This is a genomic window from Corallococcus sp. AB030, assembly GCF_003668965.1.
Taxonomy (GTDB): Bacteria; Myxococcota; Myxococcia; order Myxococcales; family Myxococcaceae; genus Corallococcus; species Corallococcus exiguus.
This window is the reverse complement of sequence record NZ_RAWQ01000032.1, coordinates 23689-38658: the sequence shown is the minus strand read 5'-3', so window position 1 is coordinate 38658 and position 14970 is coordinate 23689. Positions and strand designations below refer to the sequence as shown.

Here is a 14970-nt window from a genome sequence, read left to right as displayed (position 1 = left end):
CCAGGACGAACTCAGTCATCAACCAATGGCGATCTCGGAGACTTCGTTGGGATCCAAGCCGCTGAGCCCCTCCAGAATCCAATCGATGCGTTCGAGAAGCGACTCATTCTTCGGGTTGCCTGCCAGTGCGTCCCGCAGCTTCCGGAGTTCATCCATCACCGCCGGCAGGTCTCCCACGTCGACAGTGGGGCCATTCTCGAACAGGGGAACCCACTTGAGTCCAAGCTTCTCGGCCGTAGGGAGCCACAAGGCGTGGTACGCCCCTTGGGTGGCAACCGGAATGTAGAGTGAGTCCCTGTCTTTCGCTTTGAATGTGATGAGAAATGCGACGGACATCAGCGGCTCTCTTGATGGTGGCCCATGGTGGCCCAGTCCGGGAGGGGCGGCAACCGGAGGTCAATGCCCCAGCGGACTTCGAACGTCCAGCCTGGATGAGCTGAGCGGAGCATCTGCAGCGCAGCCTCCACTCCTGCACGCAGTCCCGGAGTGTCCGCGTCGATGCGGAATTGCAAGCGACGGAAGCCTTGGATCTCCGCGAGAGTGGGGACCTCAGCCGAGCCCTCCAGAGTTGGCCGTGTTCCAGTCGCGGTACCTGTGAGCGCCTTGATGCGGGCGACAGTGCTCTTGAAGATATGCCTTCCGGCCCATTCCACTGGGTTTTTTGGTGGGTTTGACAGATGAAGCTCCCGCGCCGTCTTGTATTCGATAAGGAGCCGCTGGTGCATGTCGATCCCATCGAACTCTCCCAGGGACTGGTGATTCCCCTTGGGCGTTCGTTGGACGAGCTCCACTCCCCGAAAGAAGCGGGCTTCCATTATCTTTTGAGCCAATAGCCCCAGGGCTTCCCGTGGGCGCACTCCATGTTTCTCTCGAAAGAGATCGAGGCGCTTGTGAAGCCACTTCGCTAATTGGGCTTCTCCCAGCTTGCGCGCGAGGGCTGTCCCGCGCAGCGCGCGTACCATCCAGGACACCCCGCGAGACATCGCCAGCATGATCACGCCTTCCATGATGGCGCCGACCAGGGTCGCGACGGCCTCTGCGAATTCGCGCGCGGCGCGATCAATGGCGGCCGCGCTCCCCCGCGCCTCCCACACCGTGCCGATGAACTTGTGGAATGCCTTGGCGACCTTCCAGAGGGACTCCACCAGCCAGTTCAGCAACATGGCCAGTCCCAGCCACTCCAGGACGATGAGGCCGATCTCGAATCCGGCGGCTGCTCCTGGTGCGGCGCCGACTCCGCCTGCCAGCGCTCCGATTCCCGCTCCGATCGCGGTTGAAACCGCGAGCACCGCGATCCCGCCCAGCACCATCTCGGCCAACGCCATGACGATGTCTTGAAGGACCTTCTCCGTGTGCCGCGTGACGGACTCGCTGAGATACCGCGTGGAGAGGGCGACCGCGCGATGGAAGTCATCCCAGAGTTGGGTGACGCGCGCGACGGTGGATTCCAACGTCGTGGCGAGATTGAAGGATCGGGAGCCGGAATTGACGACGTCCGATAGGGATTGGGCGAAGTGACGACCCGGAATCCAGATCAAGGTGTCGCTGCGAAAGTGCACTTCACGCCAGCCCGTGGTTCCCGACGGCACCGCCAGGCGGTTCGTGTGTGCGAGGACATTGACGAAGAAGCGCAGGTCCTGACCCCACTGGGAGGCCAGATCGCCGTAATAGGCTTCCGCGATGGCAATGGCGGTTCCGGGCACGCCTGCTTCAACCCGATGCAGTCGCGCGCTGGGCTCGGGCAAATGGGTCCAGATGTACTCGGAGGCAGCGAAGCCCGTTTGCCCATGACGGGTGGAGATCTCAGCCCAGCCATCCTTCCATCGGCGGATGACCTGGACGGTCGTGTTGAAGGGCAGGGTCTGGATGATGTTCGACTCGGTGGTGCTCCGTGTCGCGCGAAGTCGTACCTCGGACGCCCCGTCCCACTGGATGATTCCCACACGGCCTACGGCTTCGCCGTCGTCGCGTACATCCCCCATGGTGATGTCTCCTGTCCAGGGACCTCCTCAATGATATACGAGACTCGCCCTCGCAGCGAAGCCCGGGTGAGTTCAGACATCAAAGCGGAATGGGGTGGCACTGGCGGATGGGCGCTGTGCGAACTGCTGACAGAAGCGGTTCAGCGTTTCGTAGGAGGCCGTGGGTAGGACGTCCCGGAACTCCAGATGGGTCACGAGGCAGAAGAGCGTGACCTCCAGGTAGCTCAGGTCCCGCTCGGGCGGGAGGGCGGCCAGCGCGGCGCTCGCGTTCTCCTCCAACCACGCCATCATGTTGAGCAAGGACTCACGGAGCTTGCGTGCGTGGGTCGTGCCCTCTCCGGCGCCAGCCATCTTCTCCATGACCAGCGTGACCTCTGTCGCCATGGCCTGAAGGGTGAGTTCCTGCATGTTCGCCAGCAGGGGCACGTCCAGGTCCTCCGGCCACACCACCCGGAGCCTGGGATTCGACTGTCGCCACAGCTCACGAGAGGTATTGAGCGCTCCGAACCAGACACCTTGAGCTGTCTTCAGGACGGGGATCCGGAGGGCGGGGTTGCCGCCATAGTCCTCCGGGTTCGTGGACAGGAGGTCCCGCACCACCTGGAAGGAATGGTCGACGCCCAGCTCCGCCGCGAAGAGCCGGGCAATGCGCGTGAAATGCGAGCTTGAACGGCCGATGAGGACAGGCTTGTCGAGCGTTGGCAGGGGAGCCTCCAGTCAATGTGACGTGGCAGGCTAACCCCATCTCGCCCCAACTCCACTCCCTATGGTCGGGAGGGCCCCTCCAGGGCCGCCATGATGATCCGCACGGCGATGTCCGGCTGGTCCCCTCCCATGTGGAGCGTGTTGACCGAATAGATGAGGCGCCGGCGCAAATCCCGCGTGGCGCCCATCCCGTTGTTGTAGCCGTGCCGGTCGCCCGTCTTGCCCCAGAAGATGACGCCGTCGATGTCGTGGCGCCTGAGGCCCGCGCTGTAGCTGGCGCGGCCGCCTCCCGCGGCGGGCAGGTCCGGGACGGTGAACAGCTCCTCCTGCTGCTTGCGTGGCAGCAGCCTGCCCTGGAAGAGCGCGACGAGGAAGCGGTCCAGGTCCTCGGCGGTGGAGATCATCTCTCCGGCGGCCCAGGGCACGGATTGGCTGGCTTCGGTGACGTCCACCAGGCAGCGCTCGCCGTAGGCGATGGCTCCCGCCGGACAGCCTGTCTCATCTGGCGCGACCTCCTCGTAGCCACGCGTGTGGCGCCCGGGAAGGGTCACGTCGTTGCCGGGCACGAAGGTGTCCCGCAGGTGCAGCGGCCGCAGGATGCGCTCGCGCACCGCGTCCCCATAGGGCCGGCCCGTCACCTGTTCGATGAGCAGCCCCGCCACGAGGTAGCCGATGTTGCCGTACTCCTGCTGCGTGCCCGGGGCGAAGCGGGGGCCCTGGGGGAGCGTCAGGGAGAGGAGCTCCCGGGGGCTGAAGCGCCGGAAGCGGTTCTCGAAGAACCAGTCAGGGTCCTTCTGCGGCACCGGCACGCCGGGCAGTCCGTGGGTGAAGTTGAGCAGCTGGCGCACGGTGATGGGCGCGTAGACGCCCGCGGGCAGCAGGCGCGGCAGGTAGTCCTGGACGGGCCGGTCCAGGTCCACGCGCCCCTCGGCTGCGAGCTGCAGCACGACGATGGCCGTGAACGTCTTCGTCATGCTGCCAATGCGGAAGTGCGCGTCCGCGGGCACCGGGGCGCCGGTGCGGATGTCGGCCACGCCGGACGTGCCCAGCCAGCGCCCGTCCGCGCCGCTCACCCGGACCAGCGCGCCGGTCACTTCCGCGTTCGGCAGGCCCGAGATGGCCTGTCGCAGCGCCTCGCGGTTCAGGGGCGGCAGGGGCGACCTCGCCGCCTCCAGCTCCTGTTCGCCCACTTCCAGCGCGGCACCGGCCGGTGCCTCCGGTCCGCAGGCGGGGGCCGTGAAGCTCGCGAGCAATGCCATACCCAGCCGCAGTCCGCGGTGCAGGACAGCCATGTTCCATCTCCTGTGAGGGAAGGGCCGGCGCTTTTTCCGGCCGGCGGATGGAACACCGGTGACCCCTGGCGGTGTCACCGGGCAGGGCGGAACTTCAATCCACCGCCACGTACAGCTGGCCGTCCTGGCCGATGGCGCCGGGGGAAAGCGACCATCCCTGGCCCTCCTGCATGAGGTAGAGCGTGCGCTTTCCCTCCGGCGAGCGCGCGGCCCCGATGAGCAGGTACCGGCGTGTCCGTTTCCCTCCGGTGAGCGTCAGCACGTCGTGCTTCACGCTCCAGGTGCCCTGGTCGTCGTCGGAGCCGAACTTCATCGCGCCCACCTGTCCGGACGCGCCCCCGTACTTGTATTGGAACGCGTGATTGGCGCCGAAGGTGTAGTCGATGCTGTAGGAGACCGCCGTCATGGTGGTGCCGCCGGTATAGGCGTTGACCCACTGGGCTCCGCTGCTGGTGCCGTAGATGAAGTGGCCCACCACCTCCGTGTCGTCCACCAGCGGCAGGCCCACGGGGCTCCCGCGCACACCCTTCAGCGCTTCCTCCACCCGGGCGTAGGACGTGTTCCAGGAGAACGAGGCCGACATGGCTTCGCCCAGGCCTCCGGGCGTCATGAAGCTCTGGATGAACACCAGCGGCTCCAGGCGGTCTCCTGCCTCCACCAGGTAGAGGCTCACCCGGAAGGACCGGTCGTTGTTCTTCGCGCGCACCACCGCCGCGGTGAAGAAGGCGCGGGCCCCATTGGACATGAAGCGCCGCATCACCAGTGGGTTTGGCTGTACGCCGTTCCAGTCCGCGCCAATGCGCTCCTGCCACACCTTCGCGAGCCGGCCCTCGGCGTCATCGAGCCCGGGCATGGCCGGCAGCCGGAGTGCTTCCACCCCCAGGGTGTTGCCCCGGTCGTCCCACTCGAGGATGAAGCGTCCGTCCTCCTGGGTCTTCCACCCCTGGGGCGCGTCGAACGCGAAGCCGCCGGGCTCGCCCGGGCTGCCGCCGCCGCGCGCCCGGCTCACCGCGCCTGGAGTTCCGGGCGTGTCGCTGTCTCCGGCGAAGAGCCCCAGGGCCATGAGCCCCAGGGTGCCGGTGCAGCAGAAGGCGCAGGCGCCTCCGACCATGAGGAGGATCCAGACGAGGGGACTCTTGGGACGGGCCATGGTGGGGTGCCTGGGATGGGGAGATGCGCCGTTCAGCCTCTTCTACGCGCTTCGGGCCCAATCTTCCCACACCCCCCATGGAGTGGATTTAACCGCGTTTAATCCCAGCCGTTCCGCGGGGTGCGTAGGGTGTCCGCCACCTGCCGCGATGGCAGGCCTTCGTGAGGGGGCAATCCATGTTGAACCACGTCGTGCGTTCGCTGTGCCTGGGTGCCGTGATGGCGTTTGCTTCCGCCTGTGGCGGGGCGATGGACGAGTCCGGGCCGGAGGAGGCGCTCGGGTCTGCTGAGCAGGCCGTCTGTCCTCAGGGAACGGCGGTCGCCGGGTGCCTGGACTTCGGTTCGGGCGGCTTCTCCGACGCGAGTTGTCCCGGGGGCATCAAGTGGAGCTACTGGGACTGCACGCAGTACAAGGCGGGCTCCGGGAGCAGCGTCCAGTGGTACCGCGCCAACTGCGGCTCGACGCAGTACTACATCTGCGGAGGGACCTACACGACGCCGCCGAACACGAACCCGCCGCGGTGCCTGAAGACCTGCTCGTAGGCGTCAGCGTCCCGCGCGCCGCAGGACGGCGGGCGTGAGCCCCGTCACCCGGCGGAACACCGTGGTGAAGTGACTCTGTGAGCTGAAGCCGACCGCGAGCGCGATGTCTCCGAGGGAGCGGGTCGTGTGGCTCAACTGGCCGCGTGCCCGCTCCACCCTCCGCTGCTGCACGTAGGCGTGCGGCGTCATGCCCATGGACTGCCGGAAGGCGCGGGTGAAGTAGAAGACGCTCAGCCCCGCGCGCCGGGCCAGCTCGCCCACCTGGATCCTCCGCGCGAGGTGCGCTTCGATGAAGAGCCGCACGCGGTGGAGCGCTGCCGCGGAGAGGCCACCGCGCCGCCGCGCCACTCGCGTCCCTCCGGGCTCCTGGAGCAGCTTCGCGACGCGGGCGGAATGACGGTCCTGCGACTTCCTCGCCTCGCCCAGGAACCGGGCGATGACCTTCAGTTCCGCCTCCGGCATGGGCGCCATCAACTGCAAGCCATCCGCCTGGACGGGGCCCCAGAGGGTTTCAATCCATTCGCGCGCATGCCCGGTGAGCGCGAGCTTCCTGTTGCTTCCCGAGCCCTCCCGCTGGACGTAGCCGGCGAGCTCCAAGCGCGCCACGTCGGCGCCGCGTGCGACCGCGCTCAGGGGCGCGGGGCCTCCGAAGTGCAGCTGCGCCAGACAGTTCAGCTCCGCGCGGCCGAGCGCGAGCACCTCTCCCACGGCGGAGTCGAACTCCGCGGAGGCTTCCTGGAAGCGGACGATGTCGGCGCCAATCTGGGCGAGCAGCGAGTGCCGGGGGCTCATGGAGAACACCGCAGGATTGAGAAAAACAGCACAAGGGCGCGAAAGACGTTCGCGGACACGGGACGCAAGCTGTCCCCATGATGAACCTGAAGCCCTCCGCGGCGGAAATCCTGTTGTGGCTCTTCGTGCTCAACCTGGGCGTCGCGTTCGGCGCGGGGCTCTATGAGCACCGCATCTCGCTCCCCCGGTGGCTCGACGTCACGGGCGGGCATTGGTCCTCGGAGGCGGCGCGGCAGGATGACGTGGGCCGGCGCTTCTGGGGCGTCGTCACCACGGGTCCGCTGACGCTGCTCACGCTGGCCAGTCTCTATTTCGCCACGCGGGCCACGGGGCCGCTGCGCTCCTGGTGGCTCGCGGCCGCGCTGGTGGTGCTCGTGGACCGGGTGCTGACCTTCTCGTACTTCATCCCCACGATGGTCCGGCTGATGCAATCGCCAGACGCTCCGGCGGCCGTGGAGACCGCCATGCGGTGGGCCCGGATGAACCAGCTCCGGCATGTCCTCGCGGGAGGCGCGTGGTTCGCCGCCCTTCAAGCCCTGTCATGGCTCCGGGTGACGAGAGGCGCGTGAGTCACGGCGCGTCCGGCAGGGTGTACTGGAAGTCGTAGGAGTGCTTCCCGCCCGGCGCGATGTCGATGGTCATCGAGCCGGCGAGCCCCGTGAGCTCGCCGGTTCCGGAGTCCGGTACCACGGAGATGACGAGGTCGGGCGCACCGCGCGTCATCACCCCGAAGTGCTGGAGCGCGAAGGTGCCGGCGCGGCCGTCCAGCGTCCCGTTGACGCGCTCCATGGCCACGTACCCCGCGGACCCCTCCACCGGCGTCCGCACCGCGATCATCTGTCCCTGGCTCGTGGCCTCCAGCGCACCGTGAAAGCGCTTGTCGAGCGTCATCCGGCACGGGGCCGCCTCCACCGCGCCTGCTTCCGGCGCCATGGGGGTGAGCTTGACGTCGAAAGGACCACTCGCGCGCTTCGTCATGGGTGTCTGCTCCCTTGTCTGGTGGCCGGACAGATACGCCAGGAGCCCCGCGCCTGGATTGCAAAAACGCGTCACCCCCGGCGTCTTAGGACTCGCTTAAGACCTTGGGCCTACTGTCACGGTCACTCCAAGGGGGCAGGGCGCATGAGTGACGATGAGCGGAATCACCACCACGGACTCCAGCAGGACCTGCGGGTCCTGGCGAAGCGCACGGACCGGCGGGAGCTGCTGCGCTGGATGGCCTTCACCAGCCTCATCCCCGTCATCGGCTGCGGAGGGCCGGACTCCAGCGGCAGCGGGGACACGTCGGGTTGCGCGAGGATTCCGGAGGAGACGGCCGGTCCCTATCCCGGTGACGGCTCCAACGGAGCCAACGCCCTGGTGCTGTCGGGCATCGTCCGGAGCGACATCCGCTCCAGCATCGCGAACGCGAGCGGCGTCGCGGCGGGCATCCCGCTCACCATCACCCTCACGCTGGTCGGCAGCGACGACAGCTGCACGCCGCTCCGGGGTTATGCCATCTACCTGTGGCACTGCGACCAGGCGGGGCGGTACTCCCTGTACTCGTCGGGCGTCACCCACGAGAACTACCTGCGCGGGGTGCAGGTGACGGACGAGGAGGGCAAGGTGACCTTCACCAGCATCTTCCCCGCCTGCTACAGCGGTCGCTGGCCGCACATCCACTTCGAAATCTACCCCTCGGTGGAGGCCACCTCCTCCTCGCGCAACAAGGTGGCCACGTCCCAGCTGGCCCTGCCGGAGGACGTCTGTGACACCGTCTACGCGACGTCTGGCTATTCGCAGAGCGTCCGCAACCTCAGCCAGATTTCGCTCTCCAGCGACAACGTGTTCAGCGACGGCGCGTCCACGCAGCTGGCGACCGTGACGGGCAACACCTCGGATGGCTATGCCGCGTCCCTGGTGGTGGGCATCAAGGTTTGACGCGTTTCCGGGCCCGCGGGGCGGCTACTTCGCCTTGGCGGGCGCGAAGTCGAAGGGCTTGTCCTGGGCGATGAGCATCACGCACTCGGCGTCCGGCGCGCACTGGTTGCGGTGCACCACCTTGCCGGGCTGGTCCCAGGTGCTGCCGGCCTCCACGGCGCCCGCTTCGGCGGCGCCCTCGCTGGTGTTCGTCATGCGGCCCTTCACCAGCACGCCGTGGTAGTCGGCGGAGTGGGTGTGCGGCCCGGAGTCGAACCCGGCGGGGAACTTCATCAGCAGGGCATACGGGCCCTTCTTCATGTCGCCCCAGAGCACGTGCACGGACGGGCCGCCCGGCATCATCTCCGTCCAGGTGAGCTTGTCATAGGCGGTCTGCTGGAACGCGGCGGACTCCTTGCCCTTGGCGGCGGCGAAGGTGAACGCGGAGACGACGGCGACGGCGGCGACGAGCTTGGGCAGGGTCTTCACGGGAGGCACTCCTCGGTGGAAGGAAACGCCGGGGAGGATGGCTTCTGGGCATCCCTGCGAAAATGCCCGATTCCGCAGGGCACCTCTGCGAAAGTGCAGGCCATGCCCGAATGGAGCGACCTGCGGCACTTCCTGGCCATCGCGAGGGAGGGGAACCTCTCCGCGGCGGCGCGGCGATTGAAGGTGGACCAGACCACGGTGGGCCGGCGCCTGGCCGTGCTGGAGAAGGAGCTGGGGGCACGGCTCTTCGACCGGACTCCCACGGGTCTGCGTCCCACGGCGGTAGCGCTGCGCATCCGTCCGGCCGCGGAGGCGGTGGAGGCGGAGGCGCTGCGGGTGGAGCGGCTCGCCAGCGGCGAGGACCTGCGTCCCTCCGGACCGGTGACCGTCACCGCGACGGACTCCTTCCTGGTCCACAACGTGATGCCGTGGCTGGCCGCGTTCCAGGAGCGCCATCCGGAGATCGAGTTGCAGCTGCTCTCCGGTTACGAAGCCCTGTCGCTGGTGCGGCGCGAGGCGGACGTGGCCATCAGGCTGGTCCGGCCGCAAGAGGCGTCGCTGCGGGCCCGGAAGGTGGCTGCCATTGGTGTCGTGCCGTTCGCGTCGAAGGCCTATCTCTCCCGCCGGGGGCCGGTGCGTTTCGACACGGGGCTCCAGGGGCACTCGGTGGTGGGGTACGCGCAGGACTCGCGGCGCTGGCCGGAGTCGAAGTGGCTGGACGTGCACGCGGCGAAGGCCACGGTGGCGCTGCGGCTGACGTCCATCCTGGGGCTGCTCCAGGCCGCGCGCGAGGGCCTGGGCGTGGCGCTGCTGCCGGCGTTCTTCGGCCACCTGCATCCGGAGTTGGTGCCTCTGCGTGACGCCCTGCCGGAGTTGGAGCGGACGGTGTGGCTGGTGTTCCACGAGGACCTGGCCCACAACGTCCGGGTGCGCGCGGTAGTGGACTTCCTGGCGGAGACCATCGGGAAGCAGGCGGAGGCGCTCGCGAAGCCTCCGGCCAGGTCCCAGAAGAAGCGCGCCCGGTGACGGGGCCGCGTCACCGCACGCCCGGAGTCACGGCGTGCCGAGCCGCTTGCCCCGGGCGAACTCCAGGCCCAGCAGGTTGCCGCGGTGGTGGATGGGATCCAGCGTGACCTTCTGGATGCGCCAGCCCTCCGCGGCCGTCTTCACCACTTCATGCGTATAGCGTCCCACCAGGGTCCACTCCTGGGGAAAACCATCCATGGTGAAGAAGTGGGACACCTCCGCGTAGGCGTGCACCGTGCCGCGCGTGGGGCTGGTGAACTCCGTGCGCACCGTGTTGGCCGTGGCGTGCTGCACGCGGGTGAAGCACTCCAGCGCCTTGTTGCCGAACTGCGCCAGCACGGCGCGCGGCGCGGTGGAGGGCGGCACTCCCATGAAGCGGGAGTAGTCCGACGTCACCTCCGGGGCGAAGACACGCTCCCACCGGGTCCAGTCGCCTGTGTCCTTGCCATGGTCGATGGCCTGCCCGTACTCGGCCACCAGCTCCTGCACGGCAATCCAATCCAGCGTGTACTCCAGGTTCTTCTCGCGCATCTCCGTCTGCCTTTCTGGAAGAGGGGATGCACAGGCTTTCACCCTCCGTGGAGTCGGAGCAAGCCGAGGATGCGCCGCTCAGAGGGGAGGGCGTCACGGCTCCGAAACGGTGATGCCCATGCCCCTGGGCGTGTCGGACAGTCCGATCACTTTCGCCCGGGCGCTCGCTTTCCACTCCAGTTCGACCGTGCCGGGGGTGGCGTCCGGCTGCACCTGGACGGTCAGGTTCGTGGCCCACTTACACGATGCTCCCATCTCGCAGGTCTCATCCAGGATCACGACGGTCCGCGCCACCACGTCCTCCCCCGTCTTCAGCACGACGGGCTGCGTGGGCACGGCCGGGTCGGGGCTGGCCTTGGACAGCGAGACGCGCATCCACGGCAGCGCTGTCCGCGAGGGGTCCGCTGGCGTCCACCGCGCCTTCACCTGCACCGTCAGCTCCACCTGGGCCTTCTTCGATGGTGGCTCCGACGCCGTGACCTTCACGGTGATGGAGCGCGTGAGATTGGGCGCCTCGGTCGTGAGGGTCAGGGGCGCGCTCGTGTGGGGCTCGGAGACGATGTCCTCGAAGCTGTTCCTGGACGTGGCCACGACGCTGGCGCATGCGAACAGCAGGAGCAGCCGCGAGGCCCAGTGGCGCAGGCGGGGGGACTGGGGGGCTTCACGGGTGGAGAACATGGGCCTGGGGCTCACCGGTAGTGGACCGCGATGCGCTTTCCATCGAGCAGGTGGATGTCGATGTCCATGTCGTAGATGTCGCGGAGCACGGCGGGGCGCATCAGCTCCTCCGGCGTCCCCTGGAAGGCGACCTTCCCGGCGCGCATGGCGATGACGTGGTCGGAGTAGCAGGAGGCGTAGTTGAGGTCGTGCAGCACCAGCACCACGCACTTGCCCAGCGCGTCCGCCGCGCGCCGCAGCTCCTTCATCATGGCCACGGCGTGTTTCATGTCCAGGCTGTTGAGGGGCTCGTCCAGGAGCACGTAGTGGGTGTCCTGGCACAGCACCATGGCCACGAAGGCGCGCTGGCGCTGGCCTCCGGACAGCTCGTCCAGGAAGCGGTTCGCGAGCGGCTCCAGGCCCAGGTGGTGGAGCGCCCCCTCCACGAAGGCGCGGTCCTCCACCGTGGGGCGGCCCTTGGAGTGCGGATAGCGGCCGAACGTCACCAGGTCTCGCACGGTGAGCCGCGAGGTGACGGCGTTGTCCTGCCGCAGGATGGCCAGCCTTCGCGCCAGCGCGTCGCCGGGCGTGCGGACCACGTCCATGCCGTCCACCAGCACCGTGCCGGAGGACAGCGGCAACAGGCGGCTCACCATGGACAGCAGGGTGGACTTGCCGGCGCCGTTGGGCCCGATGATGGACGTCACGCCCGTCTCCGGGAACTGGAGCGTGACGTCGTCCACCACCACGGTGTCTCCGTAGCGGCGGGACACGTTCCGGGCTTCGATCATCGCAGCACGCCTCGCATCAACAGGGTGATGAACATCAGGCCGCCCAGGAACTCGATGATGACGCGCAGGTTGGCGCCAAAGGAGAAGACGCGCTCCAGCACGAGCTGACCGCCCAGAAGGCCAATCACGGCCAGGAACACGGCGGCCGGCAGCACGTGGACGTGCCGGTGCGAGCGCACCAGCCCGTGCGCCAGGTTCGCCACCAGCAGCCCGAAGAAGGTCACAGGCCCCACCAGCGCCGTGGACACCGACACCAGCACCGCCACCACCGCCAGGAGCCGCGACACCGTGCGCCGGTGGTCCACGCCCAGGTTGATGGCCACGTCCCGCCCCAGGTTCAGCACGTCGCAGGTGCGCATCAGGCTGAAGCCCAGGACGGACGCGCCCAGGGTCATCAGCGCGGAGACGATGAGCAGGTCCGGGTCCGGGTTGTTGAAGCTGGCGAAGAAGCGGTCCTGCAGGAAGTCGAACTCGCCCGGCGCGATGAGGCGCTGGAGGAAGCTGGACAGGCTGCGGAACAGCACGCCCAGCACCACGCCCGTGAGCAGCAGCAGGTGCACGCTGCGCCGGCCGCCCTCGAACAGCCAGCGGTGCAGCACGGCGGAGAAGACCACCATGATGGCGACCTCCACCGTGAAGAGCAGCCGGCTGTCCAGGCTCGCCATGGTGCGCGAGCCCAGGAAGAAGAGCAGGCTTGTCTGCAGGAGCAGGTAGAGCGTGTCGAAGCCCATGATGGCGGGCGTCAGGACGCGGTTCTCCACCACGGTCTGGAACAGCACCGTGGAGACGGCGATGGCGTAGCCCACCAGCAGCACCGTGGCGACCTTGCGCGCGCGGAACGGCAGCACGAAGTCCCACTTGCCGCCCGCGTCCACGGTCATGAACACCACCACGCAGAACGCGGCCAGGCCCCCCAAGAGGAGCAGCCGCCGCTCATGGCCCTCCAGGCGCAGCGCGCTAGCCGACACGGTCGTCCCTCCGCAAGAGCAGGTGGAGGAAGAGGAGGCTGCCCACCACGCCCGCCACGGTGCCCACGGGAATCTCATAGGGCTGGCGCACCACCCGCCCCACGATGTCGCACAGGAGCACGAAGCCCGCGCCCAGCACCGCCACCCACGGGATGGAGCGGCGCGCGTTGTCACCCACGATGAGGCTGACGACGTTGGGCACCACGAGCCCGATGAAGGGAATCATCCCCACGGTGGCCACCACCACCGCGGTGACCATGGCGACGATGGCCAGCCCCAGCGCCAGGATGCGCGGGTGGCTCAGGCCCAGGTTGGTGGTGAAGGCTTCGCCCATGCCGGCGACGGTGAAGCGGTCCGCGACGACGTAGGCGATGACGGTCAGCACGAAGGCGCCCCAGAGCAGCTCATACCGGCCGCGCAGCACGCTGGAGAAGTCGCCCGTGGTCCAGGCCATCAGTGATTGCAGCAGGGAGAAGCGGTAGGCGAAGAACGTCGTCGCCGCGTCGAAGATGGCGCCCAGCACCAGGCCCACGACGGGCACGACGAGCGCCGAGCGCAGCGGAATCCGCCGGAGGATGAACAGGAACAGCGCCGTGCCCGCCATGGCGAAGCAGGCGGCGACCGCCGTCCTGGCGAGGATGGGGAGGCCGGGGGCGAGCAGCGTGACGGCGAGCAGACCCAGGCTCGCGGACTCCGCCGTGCCCGCCGTGAAGGGCTCCACGAAGCGGTTGCGCGCGAGCATCTGCATGATGAGGCCCGCGACAGCTAGGGACATCCCAGCCAGCACCAGGGCCAGCGTGCGCGGCACGCGGCTGATGACCAGGACCTGCACGGCGCGCTGATTCTCCGCCGGCGCCAGCAGCGCTTCCCACGACACGTGGCTCACGCCAATCAACAGGCTGATGCCCGCGAGCACCAGCACCCCGAGCACGGCCACGGCGAGCAGCGGCAGGGGGGCGCCCTTCGCGCCGCTCGTGGGCAGCGGCTCGGAGCGCGCGCTGACGTCGTGGGAGGCCACGGACGGGGCGCGCGGCGCGAAGCCCTGCTCAGGGAGCGGAGGGCTGTCGGGGCTTCGCGTAGACATCGGAGATCTGCTCCATCAGGCGCCGCAGGGACTGGATGCCGCCGCCGATGAGGTAGGTGTTCGCCGGCTCCAGGTACACGACCTGCCCCTGCTTCCAGGCCGTCGTCTGGTGCACCAGCTCGTTGTCCAGCAACCGCTGCGCGCCGCCGCCCTCGCCAATGGCCGCGTCCCGGTCGATGACGAACAGCCAGTCCGGGTTGGTCTCCAGGATGAACTCCGAGCCCACGGCCTCCCCGTGCAGCGACGCCTTGAGCGACGGCGCCGCGGGCGGGATGCCGAAGGTGTCGTGCAGCACGCCGAAGCGCGAGCCCGGGCCATACGCGCTCATCCGTCCTCCGGACGTCAGCACGATGAGCCCCTTGCCCCGGCTGGCGGTGGTGCCCTTCAGCGTCGCGATGGACTGGTTCAGCGCCTCCACCAGGGTGCGCGCCTGCTCCTCCTTGCCGAAGACGGTCGCCAGCCGCTGCGTGTTGCCCACCACGGTGTCCAGGAAGTGCGCGTCGTCCGTGGTCTGGTCGATGGTGGGCACCATGGCGGCGAGCTTCGTGTACCGGGCGCTGGAGCGGCCGCCGGTGATGACCAGGTCGGGCCGGGCGGCGTGCAGGGCCTCGTAGTCGGGCTCGAAGAGCGTCCCGTAGCGCGGGTACTTCTTCGCGTCCGCGTACTTCGCCAGCTGGCCGGGGAAGTACTCACCCGCCACGCCCTGAACGTCCACCCCCAGCGCGTCCAGCGTGTCCAGCGCCGCCAGGTCGAACACCACGACCTGCTTCGGGTGCTCGGCCACGACGGTGCTGCCCTGCGCGTGGGCAATGGTCCGGCCCGCTCCCGAAGCAGGGGCCGCCGCGTCAGCCGCCGCCGCGCCTTCCGAGGGCACGGGACCCGGGGCCGGAGCTCGCGGGCCCCGTGCGAAGAAGACCGCGAGAGCGATGACCGCGACCCCGATGAGGGCCACGAGGAGGGTGGGGAACCGCCGGGGAGTGGTGCTCACGGGAAAGGCAATCCAGAGAAAAGTGATATCAAATGAAATTGATATTCATTATCGAAGTTGCGGATATAGCGGAT

General features: G+C 68.4%; 18 protein-coding genes. 4 read left to right on the top strand and 14 right to left on the bottom strand.

Annotated elements, in window-relative coordinates; all coding sequences use genetic code 11:
* Window positions 1-18 precede the first annotated feature (18 nt).
* The 5 genes from D7Y15_RS11055 to D7Y15_RS11035 form a co-directional block, all read right to left on the bottom strand.
* A complete protein-coding gene (locus tag D7Y15_RS11055; protein WP_120574979.1) occupies window positions 19-336 on the bottom strand; it encodes a hypothetical protein in 318 nt (105 codons plus the stop codon).
* Window positions 336-1982: an SH3 domain-containing protein gene (locus D7Y15_RS11050; protein WP_121752532.1), complete on the bottom strand. Its 1647-nt coding sequence runs from the start codon at window positions 1980-1982 to the stop codon at window positions 336-338. Before D7Y15_RS11050 ends, D7Y15_RS11055 begins: the two co-directional genes overlap by 1 nt.
* Window positions 1983-2054: 72 nt before the next feature.
* The gene (locus D7Y15_RS11045) at window positions 2055-2582 is read right to left on the bottom strand and encodes a glutathione S-transferase domain-containing protein (RefSeq protein ID WP_304988679.1); all 528 of its coding nucleotides are present in this window, start codon (window positions 2580-2582) and stop codon (window positions 2055-2057) included.
* Between the two features lie 164 nt (window positions 2583-2746).
* Window positions 2747-3979 carry a serine hydrolase gene (locus D7Y15_RS11040; RefSeq protein ID WP_121752530.1) on the bottom strand — a complete coding sequence of 411 codons (1233 nt, stop codon included), beginning with the start codon at window positions 3977-3979 and terminating at the stop codon, window positions 2747-2749.
* A gap of 94 nt (window positions 3980-4073) precedes the next feature.
* Window positions 4074-5129 (bottom strand): lipocalin family protein, encoded by a 1056-nt coding sequence (locus D7Y15_RS11035; protein ID WP_121752529.1) that lies wholly within the window; start codon window positions 5127-5129, stop codon window positions 4074-4076.
* 176 nt (window positions 5130-5305) lie between these two features.
* On the opposite strand from D7Y15_RS11035, the gene D7Y15_RS11030 reads away from it, so the two are divergent.
* Window positions 5306-5671: a hypothetical protein gene (locus D7Y15_RS11030; protein WP_121752528.1), complete on the top strand. Its 366-nt coding sequence runs from the start codon at window positions 5306-5308 to the stop codon at window positions 5669-5671.
* 3 nt (window positions 5672-5674) lie between these two features.
* On the opposite strand, the gene D7Y15_RS11025 is transcribed toward D7Y15_RS11030, so the two are convergent.
* Window positions 5675-6463: an AraC family transcriptional regulator gene (locus D7Y15_RS11025; RefSeq protein ID WP_121752543.1), complete on the bottom strand. Its 789-nt coding sequence runs from the start codon at window positions 6461-6463 to the stop codon at window positions 5675-5677.
* A gap of 77 nt (window positions 6464-6540) precedes the next feature.
* Between D7Y15_RS11025 and D7Y15_RS11020 the strand changes: the two genes are divergently transcribed.
* Window positions 6541-7032, top strand: coding sequence for a DUF1772 domain-containing protein (locus D7Y15_RS11020; protein WP_121752527.1), 492 nt, complete (start codon window positions 6541-6543; stop codon window positions 7030-7032).
* A gap of 1 nt (window position 7033) precedes the next feature.
* Here the strand turns inward: D7Y15_RS11020 and D7Y15_RS11015 are convergent, their stop codons facing one another.
* Window positions 7034-7441, bottom strand: a complete 408-nt coding sequence (locus D7Y15_RS11015; RefSeq protein WP_121752526.1) for a DUF3224 domain-containing protein — start codon at window positions 7439-7441, stop codon at window positions 7034-7036.
* A gap of 144 nt (window positions 7442-7585) precedes the next feature.
* Between D7Y15_RS11015 and D7Y15_RS11010 the strand changes: the two genes are divergently transcribed.
* The gene (locus D7Y15_RS11010; RefSeq protein ID WP_121752525.1) at window positions 7586-8383 is read left to right on the top strand and encodes an intradiol ring-cleavage dioxygenase; all 798 of its coding nucleotides are present in this window, start codon (window positions 7586-7588) and stop codon (window positions 8381-8383) included.
* 24 nt (window positions 8384-8407) lie between these two features.
* On the opposite strand, the gene D7Y15_RS11005 is transcribed toward D7Y15_RS11010, so the two are convergent.
* Window positions 8408-8851 (bottom strand): DUF4437 domain-containing protein, encoded by a 444-nt coding sequence (locus tag D7Y15_RS11005; protein ID WP_120579859.1) that lies wholly within the window; start codon window positions 8849-8851, stop codon window positions 8408-8410.
* A gap of 102 nt (window positions 8852-8953) precedes the next feature.
* Between D7Y15_RS11005 and D7Y15_RS11000 the strand changes: the two genes are divergently transcribed.
* Window positions 8954-9877: a LysR family transcriptional regulator gene (locus D7Y15_RS11000; protein ID WP_121752524.1), complete on the top strand. Its 924-nt coding sequence runs from the start codon at window positions 8954-8956 to the stop codon at window positions 9875-9877.
* A 27-nt stretch (window positions 9878-9904) separates the two neighbouring features.
* On the opposite strand, the gene D7Y15_RS10995 is transcribed toward D7Y15_RS11000, so the two are convergent.
* The 6 genes from D7Y15_RS10995 to D7Y15_RS10970 all read right to left on the bottom strand — a co-directional run bounded on the left by D7Y15_RS10995 (window position 9905) and on the right by D7Y15_RS10970 (window position 14896).
* Window positions 9905-10408 carry a nuclear transport factor 2 family protein gene (locus D7Y15_RS10995; protein WP_121752523.1) on the bottom strand — a complete coding sequence of 168 codons (504 nt, stop codon included), beginning with the start codon at window positions 10406-10408 and terminating at the stop codon, window positions 9905-9907.
* 93 nt (window positions 10409-10501) lie between these two features.
* Window positions 10502-11086 (bottom strand): hypothetical protein, encoded by a 585-nt coding sequence (locus tag D7Y15_RS10990; protein ID WP_121752522.1) that lies wholly within the window; start codon window positions 11084-11086, stop codon window positions 10502-10504.
* A gap of 11 nt (window positions 11087-11097) precedes the next feature.
* The gene (locus D7Y15_RS10985; RefSeq protein WP_120579855.1) at window positions 11098-11856 is read right to left on the bottom strand and encodes an ABC transporter ATP-binding protein; all 759 of its coding nucleotides are present in this window, start codon (window positions 11854-11856) and stop codon (window positions 11098-11100) included.
* Window positions 11853-12824: an iron chelate uptake ABC transporter family permease subunit gene (locus tag D7Y15_RS10980; RefSeq protein ID WP_120579854.1), complete on the bottom strand. Its 972-nt coding sequence runs from the start codon at window positions 12822-12824 to the stop codon at window positions 11853-11855. Before D7Y15_RS10980 ends, D7Y15_RS10985 begins: the two co-directional genes overlap by 4 nt.
* Window positions 12814-13908 carry an ABC transporter permease gene (locus D7Y15_RS10975; RefSeq protein WP_233604895.1) on the bottom strand — a complete coding sequence of 365 codons (1095 nt, stop codon included), beginning with the start codon at window positions 13906-13908 and terminating at the stop codon, window positions 12814-12816. The genes D7Y15_RS10980 and D7Y15_RS10975 overlap by 11 nt, the downstream gene beginning before the upstream one ends.
* The gene (locus D7Y15_RS10970) at window positions 13871-14896 is read right to left on the bottom strand and encodes a siderophore ABC transporter substrate-binding protein (RefSeq protein ID WP_121752521.1); all 1026 of its coding nucleotides are present in this window, start codon (window positions 14894-14896) and stop codon (window positions 13871-13873) included. Before D7Y15_RS10970 ends, D7Y15_RS10975 begins: the two co-directional genes overlap by 38 nt.
* Window positions 14897-14970: the final 74 nt, after the last annotated feature.

What these genes read in the sequence shown, in the direction of transcription:
- D7Y15_RS11040 (WP_121752530.1), bottom strand. Translation starts at nt 3,979, where the DNA reads ATGGCTGTCCTGCACCGCGGACTGCGGCTGGGTATGGCATTGCTCGCG.
- D7Y15_RS11000 (WP_121752524.1), top strand. Translation starts at nt 8,954, where the DNA reads ATGCCCGAATGGAGCGACCTGCGGCACTTCCTGGCCATCGCGAGGGAG.
- D7Y15_RS11050 (WP_121752532.1), bottom strand. Translation starts at nt 1,982, where the DNA reads ATGGGGGATGTACGCGACGACGGCGAAGCCGTAGGCCGTGTGGGAATC.
- D7Y15_RS11010 (WP_121752525.1), top strand. Translation starts at nt 7,586, where the DNA reads ATGAGTGACGATGAGCGGAATCACCACCACGGACTCCAGCAGGACCTG.
- D7Y15_RS10990 (WP_121752522.1), bottom strand. Translation starts at nt 11,086, where the DNA reads ATGTTCTCCACCCGTGAAGCCCCCCAGTCCCCCCGCCTGCGCCACTGG.
- D7Y15_RS11055 (WP_120574979.1), bottom strand. Translation starts at nt 336, where the DNA reads ATGTCCGTCGCATTTCTCATCACATTCAAAGCGAAAGACAGGGACTCA.
- D7Y15_RS10975 (WP_233604895.1), bottom strand. Translation starts at nt 13,908, where the DNA reads ATGTCTACGCGAAGCCCCGACAGCCCTCCGCTCCCTGAGCAGGGCTTC.
- D7Y15_RS11030 (WP_121752528.1), top strand. Translation starts at nt 5,306, where the DNA reads ATGTTGAACCACGTCGTGCGTTCGCTGTGCCTGGGTGCCGTGATGGCG.
- D7Y15_RS11025 (WP_121752543.1), bottom strand. Translation starts at nt 6,463, where the DNA reads ATGAGCCCCCGGCACTCGCTGCTCGCCCAGATTGGCGCCGACATCGTC.
- D7Y15_RS11015 (WP_121752526.1), bottom strand. Translation starts at nt 7,441, where the DNA reads ATGACGAAGCGCGCGAGTGGTCCTTTCGACGTCAAGCTCACCCCCATG.
- D7Y15_RS10995 (WP_121752523.1), bottom strand. Translation starts at nt 10,408, where the DNA reads ATGCGCGAGAAGAACCTGGAGTACACGCTGGATTGGATTGCCGTGCAG.
- D7Y15_RS10985 (WP_120579855.1), bottom strand. Translation starts at nt 11,856, where the DNA reads ATGATCGAAGCCCGGAACGTGTCCCGCCGCTACGGAGACACCGTGGTG.
- D7Y15_RS11020 (WP_121752527.1), top strand. Translation starts at nt 6,541, where the DNA reads ATGATGAACCTGAAGCCCTCCGCGGCGGAAATCCTGTTGTGGCTCTTC.
- D7Y15_RS11035 (WP_121752529.1), bottom strand. Translation starts at nt 5,129, where the DNA reads ATGGCCCGTCCCAAGAGTCCCCTCGTCTGGATCCTCCTCATGGTCGGA.